At 61.8% G+C, this 13588-nt stretch carries 14 protein-coding genes; 9 read left to right on the top strand and 5 right to left on the bottom strand.

The annotated features are described in order from the left end of the window. Positions 1-46 precede the first annotated feature (46 nt). Positions 47-553 (bottom strand): peptide deformylase, encoded by a 507-nt coding sequence (gene def, locus HX868_RS26965; protein ID WP_016978734.1) that lies wholly within the window; start codon positions 551-553, stop codon positions 47-49. 135 nt (positions 554-688) lie between these two features. On the opposite strand from def, the gene HX868_RS26960 reads away from it, so the two are divergent. The 3 genes from HX868_RS26960 to tsaC all read left to right on the top strand — a co-directional run bounded on the left by HX868_RS26960 (position 689) and on the right by tsaC (position 3235). After that, a complete protein-coding gene (locus HX868_RS26960; RefSeq protein ID WP_177004950.1) occupies positions 689-1465 on the top strand; it encodes a peptidoglycan-binding protein in 777 nt (258 codons plus the stop codon). A 63-nt stretch (positions 1466-1528) separates the two neighbouring features. Beyond that, positions 1529-2623, top strand: coding sequence for a DNA-processing protein DprA (gene dprA, locus HX868_RS26955; protein ID WP_177004949.1), 1095 nt, complete (start codon positions 1529-1531; stop codon positions 2621-2623). Positions 2624-2677: 54 nt separating this feature from the next. After that, a complete protein-coding gene (gene tsaC, locus HX868_RS26950; protein ID WP_003170728.1) occupies positions 2678-3235 on the top strand; it encodes an L-threonylcarbamoyladenylate synthase type 1 TsaC in 558 nt (185 codons plus the stop codon). An 81-nt stretch (positions 3236-3316) separates the two neighbouring features. On the opposite strand, the gene HX868_RS26945 is transcribed toward tsaC, so the two are convergent. Continuing rightward, positions 3317-4294 (bottom strand): quinone oxidoreductase family protein, encoded by a 978-nt coding sequence (locus HX868_RS26945; RefSeq protein ID WP_177004948.1) that lies wholly within the window; start codon positions 4292-4294, stop codon positions 3317-3319. Positions 4295-4453: 159 nt separating this feature from the next. On the opposite strand from HX868_RS26945, the gene hemF reads away from it, so the two are divergent. Together hemF and aroE are read left to right on the top strand one after the other, a co-directional pair. Next, a complete protein-coding gene (gene hemF, locus HX868_RS26940; protein WP_122730054.1) occupies positions 4454-5386 on the top strand; it encodes an oxygen-dependent coproporphyrinogen oxidase in 933 nt (310 codons plus the stop codon). Further along, positions 5386-6204, top strand: a complete 819-nt coding sequence (aroE, locus tag HX868_RS26935) for a shikimate dehydrogenase (protein ID WP_177004947.1) — start codon at positions 5386-5388, stop codon at positions 6202-6204. Before hemF ends, aroE begins: the two co-directional genes overlap by 1 nt. 119 nt (positions 6205-6323) lie before the next feature. On the opposite strand, the gene HX868_RS26930 is transcribed toward aroE, so the two are convergent. The 3 genes from HX868_RS26930 to betC form a co-directional block, all read right to left on the bottom strand. Then, entirely contained in the window at positions 6324-7892 is a 1569-nt protein-coding gene (locus tag HX868_RS26930) for a SulP family inorganic anion transporter (protein ID WP_177004946.1), read from the bottom strand. Between the two features lie 133 nt (positions 7893-8025). Beyond that, positions 8026-8940 (bottom strand): choline ABC transporter substrate-binding protein, encoded by a 915-nt coding sequence (gene choX, locus HX868_RS26925; protein ID WP_016978741.1) that lies wholly within the window; start codon positions 8938-8940, stop codon positions 8026-8028. A gap of 15 nt (positions 8941-8955) precedes the next feature. Beyond that, complete coding sequence (gene betC, locus HX868_RS26920; protein WP_177004945.1) at positions 8956-10470, bottom strand: choline-sulfatase; 1515 nt, start codon at positions 10468-10470, stop codon at positions 8956-8958. Positions 10471-10573: 103 nt separating this feature from the next. Between betC and HX868_RS26915 the strand changes: the two genes are divergently transcribed. The 4 genes from HX868_RS26915 (at position 10574) to HX868_RS26900 (ending at position 13563) form a co-directional block, all read left to right on the top strand. After that, positions 10574-11524 carry a choline sulfate utilization transcriptional regulator gene (locus HX868_RS26915; protein ID WP_177004944.1) on the top strand — a complete coding sequence of 317 codons (951 nt, stop codon included), beginning with the start codon at positions 10574-10576 and terminating at the stop codon, positions 11522-11524. 31 nt (positions 11525-11555) lie between these two features. Further along, positions 11556-11885, top strand: coding sequence for a DOPA 4,5-dioxygenase family protein (locus HX868_RS26910; RefSeq protein WP_025999921.1), 330 nt, complete (start codon positions 11556-11558; stop codon positions 11883-11885). A gap of 96 nt (positions 11886-11981) precedes the next feature. Further along, positions 11982-12941, top strand: a complete 960-nt coding sequence (locus HX868_RS26905) for a 2-dehydro-3-deoxygalactonokinase (RefSeq protein WP_177004943.1) — start codon at positions 11982-11984, stop codon at positions 12939-12941. A 1-nt stretch (position 12942) separates the two neighbouring features. Next, positions 12943-13563 carry a 2-dehydro-3-deoxy-6-phosphogalactonate aldolase gene (locus HX868_RS26900; RefSeq protein ID WP_016978746.1) on the top strand — a complete coding sequence of 207 codons (621 nt, stop codon included), beginning with the start codon at positions 12943-12945 and terminating at the stop codon, positions 13561-13563. Positions 13564-13588: the final 25 nt, after the last annotated feature.

Below are 13588 nucleotides of genomic sequence, written 5' to 3'. Positions count from 1 at the left end.
TCACAAAAGAAAAAGGCTTGCCGCAGCAAGCCTTTGGAAGGGGGCATCAAGCTTGCTGGCGATGCTTTTTTTCCAGCTTCTTCTTGATTCGGTCGCGCTTGAGCGTGGACAGGTAATCGACAAACAGCTTGCCGTTGAGGTGGTCGCATTCGTGCTGGATGCACACTGCGAGCAGGCCTTCGGCAATCAGCTCAAATGGCTTGCCGTCGCGGTCCAGGGCCTTGATCTTCACGCGCAGCGGGCGTTCGACGTTCTCGTAGAACTCCGGCACGGAGAGGCAGCCTTCCTGGTATTCGCCCATCTCGTCGGTCAGCGGTTCGAACTCCGGGTTGATGTACACCATCGGTTCGCTGCGATCTTCCGACAGGTCCATGACCACGACGCGCTGATGCACGTTGACCTGGGTCGCGGCGAGGCCGATGCCCGGGGCTTCATACATTGTTTCAAACATGTCATCGACCAACTGACGAACCTTGTCGTCCACTACGGCCACCGGTTTGGCGATCGTGCGCAGGCGCGAGTCGGGGAATTCGAGGATGTTCAAAATAGCCATAAGCGTAATTGCTGCACATGTGAGGTAGAGGCAAATCGGCGTTGGGATGGACCCAGACAGCCGGTGTGAAACCCTTAAAAGCCGCGAAGGCCAAGGCATTTCACGCGAACGCACATAATAAAGGAGATTCACCCCATGAGGAAATCGCTACTCGTCTTGCTGCTGTGGGCCCCGTTTTCCATGGCCCTGCTGCCCCCGCCCGTCCAGCGCCTGGAACAACCGACGCAACAGGCTATCCAGCGCTTCCTGCTGCATAACCGCATCCTTGATACACCCCAGGACCTGGACAATGCGCCGTACATCGTTGCTGCCGAGGCTGGTCGCGTGCTCGGCGCCAATGGCGAGCGGGTGTTCGCCAGGGGCGACCTGGACCCCTCCCAGCCCAACTACGGCATATTCCGGCGTGGCAAGGTCTACACCGACCCGCAGACTCGAGAGCTGTTGGGGATCAACGCCGACGACATTGGTACCGCCCGTTTTGTAACGGCTGGCGACCTCACCACCCTGGCCGTCCAACGTATTACTCAGGAGGTGCGACCCGGTGACCGTCTGTTGCGTGCACAACCTCCGGCCGATCCGGCAGCCTTTGCGGTCTCGCCAACCACGCCCTTTATCGAAGGGCAGATCATCGATATCCCCAAGGGCGTGACCCAGATCGGCGTGCTGGATGCCGTGACCCTGAACAAAGGACGTCGTGACGGCCTGGTCGAAGGCCAACTGCTCAGCGTGATCAAGGCCGGTGCCAACGTCCGCGACACCCTCACGGGCGCTCCGACAAAACTCCCTGATGAACACGCCGGCACCCTGCTGGTGTTTCGCACGTACGAAAAACTCAGTTACGGCCTGGTCCTCAAGGCTTCACGCCCCCTGGCAGTGATGGACCGTTTCGAGACTGCTCATCAAACACAATAAATAGCCTGCTAAATAAGTTACCAACAGAGTTATCCACAGCTTGTTCCGGTCAAGGATGATCAGATGTATCCGACAAACAACCATGAAATATCTCCGTCAGAACTGGAAGCGCGTCTACGCTTGCACAGGCTGCCGGAATTGGGTCCGAAGCGTTTTCGCTTGTTGATCGAGGCGTTTGGCTCTGCCTCAAAAGCCATCAGCGCGCCTGCCAGCGCCTGGCGTTCGCTGGGGCTGCCGGCCATCAGCGCCGATGCCCGGCGCAGTCATGAAATCCGCGACGGCGCGAGTGCGGCACTGGCCTGGCTGGCCTGTCCGGCCCAGCATTTGCTGATGTGGGACCAGCCGGACTACCCGGCGCTGCTTGCCCAGATCGATGACGCGCCGCCGCTGTTATTCGTCGCCGGTGACCCTGCAATCCTGGAAAAACCGCAACTGGCGATGGTGGGCAGTCGTCGTGCATCGCGTCCCGGCATGGACACGGCGGCTGCCTTTTCTCGCAGTTTGGCGAGCGCTGGTTTTGTCATCACCAGTGGCCTTGCGCTGGGCATTGACGGTGCGGCCCATCAAGCGGCGTTGGATGTCGGCGGCCAGACAATCGGCGTGCTCGGCACCGGACTTGAAAATTTTTATCCACAGCGCCATCGACGGCTTGCGGCGGCGATGATTGACCAGGGTAGCGCCGTGGTTTCCGAGTTCCCTCTCGACGCGCCGCCCCAGGCGAGTAATTTTCCCCGACGCAATCGGATCATCAGTGGCCTGTCTCTGGGTGTACTGGTGGTGGAAGCCAGCATGGCCAGCGGATCGCTGATCACAGCGAAACTGGCGGCGGAGCAAGGGCGCGAGGTGTATGCGATTCCGGGTTCCATCCACCATCCCGGTGCTAAGGGATGCCACCAATTGATCCGTGACGGCGCGGTTCTAGTGGAGACGATCGAGCACATCCTGGAAGGTTTGCGGGGCTGGCAGGCGTTGTCACGCCCTACCCCGGTGCCTGTTGTCCATCCGCTGGTGGCACTGCTGCACGCGGCGCCGCACACCAGTGAAGCCTTGGCGATTGCCAGTGGGCGACCGCTGTCCCAGGTGCTTGCGTGCCTTACGGAGCTTGAGCTGGAAGGACAGGTCATTTGCGAAAGCGGGCGCTGGCTTGCGCGCTGCTAGGTTTTGTAAAGAAGATCGGTAAACTGCGCAGAGCTTTAGTCTGGAGAGTGAACAATGGTCAACCGGTGGCGTGTGCTGGAAACCGCACGAGAAATTCGCGCAGGCGCGGTGATTGCCTATCCAACCGAAGCGGTTTGGGGCTTGGGCTGCGATCCGTGGAACGAAGAAGCAGTAGACCGTTTGCTCGCCATCAAGAACCGTTCGGTGGACAAGGGCCTGATCCTGGTGGCGGACAACATCCGTCAGTTCGACTTTCTGTTCGAAGACTTCCCGCAGGACTGGATCGACCGCATGGCCAGCACCTGGCCAGGGCCGAATACCTGGCTGGTGCCCCATCAAGACTTGTTGCCGGAATGGGTGACGGGTGTGCACGACACCGTGGCGCTGCGGGTGACTGACCATCCGCTGGTGCGGGACTTGTGCTCGCTGGTTGGGCCTTTGATTTCAACCTCGGCCAACCCGCAGGGTCGCCCGGCGGCGCGCACGCGGATTCGCGTGGAGCAGTACTTCCGTGGCCAGGTGGATCTGGTGCTGGGTGGCGCCCTGGGTGGGCGCAAGAACCCGAGCTTGATTCGTGATTTGGTGACCGGCGAAGTGGTGCGGCCTTCTTGAGACCTCGCCGGCAAGCCGGCTCCTACAGGGACTGTGTGCTTTCTGTAGGAGCCGGCTTGCCGGCAATAGCACCCTGAAGCCTTACGGTAACAGAATGGTCGACCCAGTCGTCCTGCGCCCCGACAACTCCGTCTGCGCCTTCGCCGCCTCCGCCAGCGCATACCGCTGGTTGATATCAATACGAACCTTGCCGCTCTTGATCATCGAGAACAGGTCATCCGCCATCGCCTGCAGGTTCTGAGGGTTGTTGGCGTAGGTCGCCAGGGTCGGCCGGGTGACGTACAGCGAGCCCTTGGCCGCCAGGATCCCCAGGTTCACCCCATCCACCGCGCCCGACGCATTGCCGAAACTCACCACCAACCCACGTGGCGCGACGCTGTCCAGTGAGGTCAGCCAGGTGTCTTTGCCGACGCCGTCGTACACCACCGGTACTTTTTTGCCGTCGGTCAATTCCAGCACGCGCTGTGCGACGTTTTCCTTGCTGTAGTCGATGGTTTCCCAGGCGCCGAGGGATTTGGCCAGGGCGGCTTTTTCCGGCGAGCTGACCGTACCGATCAGCTTCACGCCCAGTGCCTTGGCCCATTGGCAGGCCAGGGAGCCCACGCCACCGGCAGCGGCATGGAACAGGATGGTTTCGCCGCCCTTCAGTTCGTAGGTCTGGCGCAGCAGGTACTGCACGGTCAGGCCCTTGAGCATGGCACCCGCAGCTTGTTCGAAGCTGATGTCGTCCGGCAGGTGCACCAGGTTGGCGGCGGGCAACACATGCAGTTGGCTGTAAGCGCCCAACGGGCCACTGCCGTAGGCCACACGGTCGCCGACCTTGAATTGAGTGACTTCGCTGCCGACCGCGTCGACCACCCCAGCGCCCTCTGCGCCCAACCCCGATGGCAACGCGGGCGGCGCATACAGGCCACTGCGGAAATAGGTGTCGATGAAGTTCAGGCCAATCGCCTCATTACGCACGCGAACCTGCTGCGGGCCGGGCTCTGCCGGCGTGTAGTCCACAAACTCAAGTACTTCGGGGCCGCCATGGGCGCTGAACTGGATACGTTTGGCCATCTGCACTTCTCCTGGGTTCGAATCGCGTAGCCCCCTATCGGACTCCTAAGCTTGATCTTCGTCAACTGCGGCGCAACCGGGTGCAGTGGTATCCTGTGCGCCCATTTGCCGCCGACGCCCAATGGCCTCGCGTAGCTTTGCCCGATTCAAGGTGATGCCATGACTACCCGCACCGAGGCTGTAAAGGCCTATCTGCTTGACCTGCAAGACCGGATTTGCAGCGCCCTGGAAACCTTCGAGACGGACACTCGCTTTATCGAAGACGCCTGGACCCGGCCTGCCGGCGGCGGCGGTCGCACCCGCGTGATCGAAAACGGTTCGGTGATCGAAAAAGGCGGCGTCAACTTTTCCCACGTGTTTGGCAGCGGTCTGCCACCGTCCGCCAGCGCGCATCGGCCTGAGCTGGCCGGCCGTGGCTTTGAGGCCCTGGGGGTGTCGCTGGTGATCCACCCGCACAACCCACACGTACCGACTTCCCACGCCAACGTGCGCTTTTTCATCGCTGAAAAAGAAGGCGAAGAGCCGGTGTGGTGGTTCGGCGGTGGTTTCGACCTCACGCCTTACTATGGCAACGACGAAGACTGCATCCACTGGCACCGCGTGGCCGAGCAGGCCTGTGCGCCGTTCGGTCCCGACGTGTATTCGCGCTACAAAGCCTGGTGCGACACCTACTTCCACATCAAGCACCGCAACGAACCGCGCGGCATCGGCGGCCTGTTCTTCGATGATCTGAACGAATGGGACTTCGACACCTGCTTCGCCTTCATCCGTGCCATCGGCGACGCTTACATCGACGCCTACTTGCCGATCGTGCAGCGCCGCAAAGCCACCGCCTACACCGAGCAGCAGCGCGAATTCCAGGAATTCCGTCGCGGCCGCTACGTTGAATTCAACCTGGTCTACGACCGTGGCACCCTGTTCGGCCTGCAATCGGGCGGGCGCACCGAGTCGATCCTGATGTCGCTGCCGCCGCAAGTGCGCTGGAGCTACGATTGGAAGGCCGAGGCCGGCAGCGAAGAAGCGCGCCTCACCGACTACTTCCTGCAAGACCGCGACTGGCTGGGCCTTACCGCGCCCAAGGCGGCTGTCTGATGGACCGCTATGTCGTGTTCGGCAATCCCATTGGCCACAGCAAGTCGCCGCTGATCCATCGCATGTTCGCCGAGCAGACCGGCGAGCAACTGGACTACAGCACCTTGCTGGCGCCGCTGGAGGATTTCACTGGCTGTGCCCGTGAGTTTTTTCTACAAGGCCGTGGCGCCAACGTCACCGTACCGTTCAAGGAAGACGCCTACCGCTTGGCCAACACCTTGACCGAACGCGCCCAACGCGCGGGCGCGGTGAACACCCTGAGCAAGCTGGCCGACGGCAGCCTGTTGGGTGACAACACCGACGGTGCGGGCCTGGTGCGCGACCTGACGGTCAATGCCGGGTTGGGCCTGCAAGGCAAACGCATCCTGTTGTTGGGCGCCGGAGGCGCGGTGCGCGGCGCATTGGAACCATTGTTGGCCGAACAGCCCGCTTCGCTGATCATCGCCAACCGCACCGTGGAAAAGGCCGAAATGCTCGCTGAGTTGTTCGACGACCTGGGCCCGGTGTCCGCCAGTGGTTTCGATTGGTTGCGTGAGCCGGTGGACGTGATCATCAACGCCACCTCCGCCAGCCTGTCAGGCGATGTACCGCCGATTGCCGGCAGCCTGATCGAACCGGGCAAGACCTTTTGCTACGACATGATGTACGCCAAGGAACCGACCGCGTTTTGCCGCTGGGCCACCGAACAAGGCGCAGCCGTGGCGATGGATGGCCTGGGCATGCTGGTGGAACAGGCAGCGGAAGCGTTCTTCCTGTGGCGCGGTGTGCGCCCGGAGTCAGCGCCGGTGTTGGCCGAACTGCGCCGCCAGTTGGCCTGACATCGATCTGACGTGGGCACGGTCATTGTAGGAACCGGCTTGCCGGCGATTGGCCCTCAAGACGTGTGCTGACCTCGCGGGCGCTATCGCCGGCAAGCCGGGCTCCTACAGGGGGGGGGTCAGTCTTCGAAATGGAGGGGGCACTTGTCGGCCCCCTCCAGCTTCTTAAGTTCTTCAACGACCTGTGGCCGCGCCCGACGCAACGTCAAGCTGCGCCCCAACCCGCGCAACCGCCGCGCCTCCTGGTGCAGCATCTCCACCCCCGAATAGTCGATAAAGTTGATCTGCTGCGCCTCGATCACCACCCGTTCGCCCTGCAGGCTTTGCAGGCGTACTTGCAGGTAGTGGCTGGCGCCGAAAAAGATCGAACCGCCTACCCGCAGCACATCCTCATCGCCATCGCGCCATTGCTGTACCCGTGGCTGCGACGTGCGCTTGAGGTAGAAAAACAGCGACGCCAGCACCCCGGCGTAAATTGCCGTTTGCAGCTCCAGCAGCAAAGTGGCGACGCAGGTCAGGCTCATCACCACGAACTCGGCGCGACTGACGCGGAATAACGCGCGAATACCGCGACGGTCCACCAGCCCCCAACTGATCAGCAAGATGCTCGCTGCCATGCTCGGGATCGGAATGTGGGCGATCAACGCCGCGCCAAACAGCGCAAACAGTGCCACCCACAACGCGGAAAACACGCCCGCCAATGGCGAACAGGCACCCGCCTCATAACTGAGGCCGGAGCGGGTAAAGGAACCGGCTGACAAATACCCGGAGAAAAATCCGCCAACGATGTTGGATAAGCCCTGCGCACGGACTTCCTGGTTGGCATCAAGCAATTGCTGGGAACGCGCCGACAACGAACGGGCAATCGACAGGCTGGTCACCAACCCCAGCATGCCCACCGCCACGGCGCTCGGCAGCAGGCGCAGGATCACGTCCAGGTCCATCGGCAACGGGCTGAACGGCGGCAGTTTGCCGACAAACGAACTGACCAGCGCCACATGCCCGAACATCGCCGGCCACAGCCACGCCACCAGGCTGCCCAGCGCCAGGGCGATCAACAGGGTCGGCCAGCGTGGTACGAGGTATTTGAGCAGTGCGCCCACCAGCAAGGTGCCGAGCCCGAGCATGAGGGACGCGTGGTCCCATTCGCCGCTGTGATGGATCAGTGCCAGCAGGCTATTGATTGCCGTGGCCTGGCTCGGCAAATCCAGCCCCAGCAGATTGGGCAGTTGCCCGAGCGCAATCACCACGGCGGCACCCAGGGTGAAACCGAGCACCACCGAATGGGAAACAAAATTCACCAGCGCGCCAAAGCGCAGCATGCCCAGCAGCCACTGGAAAACCCCGGCGAGGAAGGTGAGCAACAGGATCAGGGTGATGTAGTCCTGTGAGCCCGGCACGGCCAAGGGGCTGACGCTGGCGTAGAGCACAATGGAAATCGCCGCCGTGGGGCCGCAGATCAGGTGCCAGGAGGAACCCCAGAGGCAGGCGATCAGCACCGGGATGATTGCGGCGTACAGGCCGTATTCGGGTGGGAGACCGGCGATCAGCGCGTAGGCAATTGACTGTGGCAAGGCGAGAACCGCGCCACTGAGGCCCACCATCGCATCCCGGCCAACGCTGGCGCGGGTCTGGCGCGGGAGCCAGGCGAGGAAGGGGAAAAGTGTATGGCGGTTGGGCCGGGGCATCGGGCTGCTCGAAATACTGTAGGAGCTGGCTTGCCAGCGAAGGTGGGTAACGATAACGCGGGTTGTCTGAAAAAACGCGGCGTTTTCGAGTGCTTCGCCGGCAAGCCGGCTCCTACAGGGGGTGATGTTGCATTCAGAGTTTGGCTTTTACGGCCGCCAGCGCGTCCTTGCCATCCACGGTCTTCACGCCCTCCAGCCACTTATCCAACACCGCCGGGTTGGCCTTGATCCACGCCTTCGCCGCATCGGCATTGCTGACCTTGTTGTTGGCCACCTCGGCCATGATGCTGTTCTCCATCTCCTGGGTAAAACTCAGGTTGGTCAGCAGTTTTCCTACGTTCGGGCAGGCCTGTGCGTAGCCCTTGCGGGTCAAGGTATACACGCTGCCGGTGTCACCAAAATATTTCTCCCCGCCCTTGAGGTAGTGCATTTTCAACTGCACGTTCATTGGGTGCGGGGTCCAGCCGAGGAAGGTCACGAATTTCTGCTTCTTAACGGCGCGCGACACTTCGGCGAGCATCGCCTGTTCGCTGGACTCCACCAACTTCCACTGGCCGAGTGAGAAGTCGTTTTTCTTGATGATGTCCTGCAAGGAGATATTCGCCGGCGCGCCGGAGCCGATGCCGTAGATCTTCTTGTCGAACTTGTCGGCAAATTTGTTCAGGTCGGCAAAGTCATGCACCCCGGCGTCCCACACATAGTCCGGCACGGCGAGGGTGAACTCAGTGCCGTCGAGGTTCTTCGCCAGTTGCACCACGTCGCCATTTGCCACGAACTTGTCATAGAAACCCTGCTGCGCTGGCATCCAGTTGCCCAGGAACACGTCCACCTGGCCATCCTTGAGCCCGCCAAAGGTGATTGGCACCGCCAGGGTGTCGACCTTGGGTTTGTAGCCCATGCCCGTCAGCAGAAAACCGGTGATGGCATTGGTGGCCGCAATATCGCTCCAGCCCGGATCGGCCATCTTTACCGTTTCACAACTGGCGTCTGCGTAAACATTGGCGCTTCCCAGCGCCAGGAGCCCCAGCATCACAGTTAACTTTTGCATGGCCTTCCCTCAGTGTTATTGGTTTTGGCAGGGTTGTGGATAACGTGCCTTGCGCTCCAGGTCGTCGAGGTCGATATGGTTGCGCATGTATTGCTGACTGGCGTCCACCAGTGGCTGGTGATCCCAGCTCTTCAGCTTGCCCTGGGTCAGTGCTTCAAACACCAGACGGCGGCGGCGTTGGCTGGCGAGCACCTGTTGGTGGATCGCCGGGATGTCCCATTTGGCCCGCGCCTCGTCCAGGAAGGCTGCAAACAGTGCCCGGTGTTGCGGCGACTGGCTGAGGTCTTCATGCTCCCGTGGGTCGTTGTGTACATCGAACAGTAGACAAGGGTCGTCTTCGCTGTAGATGAATTTGTAGGCGCCCCGGCGAATCATCATCAGCGGGCTGATGGTGCCTTCGGCCATGTACTCGCCAAACACTTCGTCGTGCCCGCCCTGCCCTTGCAAGTGCGGGACCAGCGAGCGGCCGTCCAGCGGCAGGCGCGGGTCCAGCTCGCCGCCGGCCAGTTCCACCAGGGTCGGCAGCAGGTCGGCGGTGGACACGGCTTTGCTCACGCGGCCTGCCGCGAACTGCCCCGGCGCACTGACCAGCAGCGGCACGCGGGCGGCCATTTCAAACCAGTGCATTTTGTACCAGAGGCCGCGTTCGCCGAGCATGTCGCCGTGGTCGCCGGAGAACACGATGATGGTGTCGTCGGCCAGGCCGGTGTCTTCCAGAGTTTGCAGCAGCTTGCCGACGTTGCTGTCGATGTAGCTGCACGCGCCGAAATAGGCGCGGCGTGCGTCGCGGATCTTATCCACAGGCAGCGGCTTGTCCCACAGGTCGTAGACCTTGAGCAGGCGCTGGGAGTGTGGGTCGAGATCGCCTTGCGCAGGGGTCGTAGGCAAAGGGATATCAGCGTCGTCGTACAGGTCCCAGAACGGCTTGGGAATGGTGTACGGGTCATGGGGGTGAGTCATCGACACCGTCAGGCAGAACGGCTGGTCGCCGTCTTCGCGGATATGGTCGAACAGGTATTGCTGGGCCTTGAACACCACCTCTTCGTCGAAATCCAGCTGGTTGGTGCGCACACACGGCCCGGCTTGCAGCACCGACGACATGTTGTGATACCAGGTGGGGCGTACGTCCGGCTCATCCCAGTTCACCGCCCAGCCATAGTCGGCGGGGTAGATGTCGCTGGTCAGGCGTTCTTCGTAGCCATGCAACTGGTCGGGACCGCAGAAGTGCATCTTGCCCGACAGCGCGGTGCGGTAGCCGAGGCGGCGCAGGTAGTGGGCGTAGGTCGGCACGTCGGCGGGGAAATCGGCGGCGTTGTCGTAGGCGCCGATCTTGCTCGGCAACTGGCCACTCACCAGGGTGAAACGCGACGGCGCGCACAACGGGCTGTTGCAATAGGCGGCATCGAACACCACGCCTTGTGCGGCGAGGCGGCTCAAGTTCGGTAGTTTGATAGGCGAAGAACCGTAGAACGGAAGCATCGGCGCGGCCATTTGATCGGCCATGATGAAAAGAATGTTCTTGCGCTTCATGATCTATCGGCATTCCATAGGCGGTGTTTATGCCAATGAGCATGCAGCCCACGAAAATTGGGGTAAAGCCCATGAAAAGCAATGTCTAGGATAAGCACAGCTTATGTATGAAGCCCTTGGTGACCTGTCCCTCGATTTGCTGCGCGCCTTCGAAGCCGCCGCACGCCATCGCAGTTTTACCGCCGCCGCGATGGAACTGGGCACCACCCAACCGGCCATCAGCCAGCAGATCAAGCGCCTGGAAGAACAGTTGGCGATTCGCCTGTTTGATCGCATCTACCGAGGGATTGAACTGACCGACGCCGGCGCCCTGCTGTTCGAGCATGTGCAAGGCGGTTTGCAAGGCATCAACCAGGGCTTGAGCCTGATCACCCAGCAGGATCAGCATGAAGTGTTGCAAGTCGCCACCGACTTCGCCTTCGCCGCCTATTGGCTGATGCCGCGCCTGCATCGCTTTCATCAGGCCAACCCGCAGGTTGATGTGAGCCTGGTGACCAGCGAGCGCAATCACGCCACTTTGCGCAGCGATATCGACGTGGCGGTGTTGTTTGGCGACGGCCGTTTCAAGCAGGGCGACAGCCTGTGGCTGTTCAACGAGGAAGTGTTCCCGGTGTGCAGCCCTCAGTGGCTCAAGGAACAGGCCACGCCGCTGACTGTGCAGAATTTGCACGATTTCCCGCTGCTGCACCTGCGCCAGGAAAACAACAGCCAATGGTTCGACTGGAGCGGTGTGTTTCGTGAGCTGGGAATCAGTGCGGCACCGACGCCCGGCCAACTGCGTTTCGACAATTACACCCTGTTGATCCAGGCCGCGATTGCCGGCCAGGGCGTTGCCATCGGCTGGCGCCACCTGGTGGATAACCTGCTGGAACAGGGCTGGTTGTGCCGGCCGGTGAGCGACACGGTGATCTCGCGCTTTGGCTATTACGTGGTGCAGCCCCAGCGCAAACGTCGGGGGCAGTTGGTCGAGCGCTTCGTCGACTGGTTGGTGGCAGAACAAGCCAGCAGCGCCCAGTCGCTGACCGGGCTGGCCCTGCCGTCCATTGCGGTCTAGCATCGGGCGCATAATGGATCCGGAGTCCGCCATGCAACGTATCAAGGGCTACCACGCCCATATCTACTTCGACGCCAGCACGATCGAACAGGCGCGCAGCCTGTGCGAAGACGCCGCCAAACTCTTCCCACTGCGCATGGGCCGTGTGCACGAACGACCGGTGGGCCCGCACCCGGATTGGAGCTGCCAGCTGGCGTTCGATCCAGAGTACATCGGTGTCGTGCTGCCGTGGTTGGTGATCCATCGTAACGGGCTGGTGGTGTTCCTGCACCCCGAAACCGGTGATGACCTGAAGGACCACACTGACTATGCCGTCTGGATGGGGGCGATGCGGGAGCTGAACCTGTCAGCCTTTTCTTAAATTAAGTCCCTAAATATGGGATTGATATTTATATATTGAGACTTTCGTTCGCGTAGGTTTATATTCGCTGCATCCGCTCAGAACTCAGGTGAAGCGATGCAGGCGCAATTGATCGCGCTCGATTGGGGAACCAGCTCCCTTCGTGCTTATAAACTCGGCCCCGCAGGCACAGTGCTGGAACAGCGCTCGCTGGCGTGGGGCATCATGCATTTGCCCAGCGAACCCCGGGACATTGCCGGCGTGCGTTGCAGCAACGGCTTCGAGTTGGCGTTCGACGCGGCGTGCGGGGATTGGCTCGACGCCCAGCCGGGGTTACCGGTAATTGCCTGTGGCATGGTCGGCAGCGCCCAGGGCTGGAGCGAGGCGGCCTATCGCAATACCCCGGTCGATGTCGCCAGCCTCGGCCAGGCGCTGCACCAAGTGCACAGCCTGCGCGGCGTGGACGTGCACATCGTGCCGGGCGTGATCGAGCAGGTCGGCCTGCCCAACGTGATGCGCGGCGAAGAAACCCAAGTGCTGGGCGTGCTGCAAGGGCTGGGCGCCGATGTGTTGATCGGCCTGCCGGGCAGCCATTCCAAGTGGGTAGAAGTGGTCGAGGGCTGCATCACGCATTTCGATACCTTCATGACCGGCGAGCTGTTTGCGGTGTTGAGCAAACACAGCATCCTTGGGCGTACTCAGCTGCCGTCCGAACAATTCCAGGTCGAAGCCTTCGACCGAGGCGTGCACGTGGCGCTTTCCGAAGACGGCCAGCGCGGCGTGCTGTCCACCTTGTTCAGTGCCCGCACCCTGGGGCTCACCGGCGAACTCGCGCCTGACCAGCAGCCCGATTACCTGTCCGGCTTGCTTATCGGCCATGAACTCGCCGGTCTGCCCGACAGCGCCAAACACAAGCCGATCATCCTGGTCGGCGCCGCGCCCCTTTGCGCCCGTTATCAACGTGCCCTCGCCCTTTGCGGCTTTGCCCACGTCAGCCTGGAGCAGGAAGCCACCGAGCGCGGCCTGTGGCAGCTGGCCGTGGCGGCTGGGCTCACTCAACCTGTATTGGAGGCCTGACATGCTCAAGCAAGCACTCGCGCAAAACGGTTTGATCGCCATCCTGCGCGGCATTCGCCCGGACGAAGCCCAGGCTGTCGGCCAGGTGCTGTACCAAGCGGGGTTTCGGGTGATCGAAGTCCCGCTGAATTCGCCTGATCCCTACACCAGTATCCGCACCCTGCGCGACAGTTTGCCCGCCGATTGCCTGATCGGTGCTGGCACGGTGTTGACGCCGGAGCAGGTTGAGCAAGTGAAGGCGGCCGGCGGCCAAGTGATCGTCATGCCCCACAGCGATGCCAAGGTTTTGCGTGCTGCGAAAGCCGCAGGCCTGTTTCTGTCGCCGGGCGTGGCTACGCCGACCGAAGCCTTCGCGGCACTGGCCGAAGGCGCCGACGTGCTGAAGCTGTTCCCCGCCGAGCAAATGGGCCCTTCGGTGATCAAGGCGTGGCTGGCGGTATTGCCGGCTGGCACCTTGCTGCTGCCGGTGGGAGGCATCACCCCGGACAACATGCAGGTGTTCACCGACGCCGGCGCCAAAGGTTTCGGGCTGGGTTCCGGGTTGTTCAAACCGGGTATGACCGTGGATCAGGTAGCGAGCCGCGCCCAGGCTTATGTCGCCGCCTGGAAAGCCCTTAGCTGAATCAAGTTTCGCGCCTACCGGCGCC

Origin of the sequence: Pseudomonas reactans (assembly GCF_013385825.1) — a bacterium.
GTDB lineage: Bacteria > Pseudomonadota > Gammaproteobacteria > Pseudomonadales > Pseudomonadaceae > Aquipseudomonas > Aquipseudomonas reactans.
Note: the sequence above shows the minus strand (reverse complement) of the source record. Positions and strands in the feature narration are given on the sequence as shown.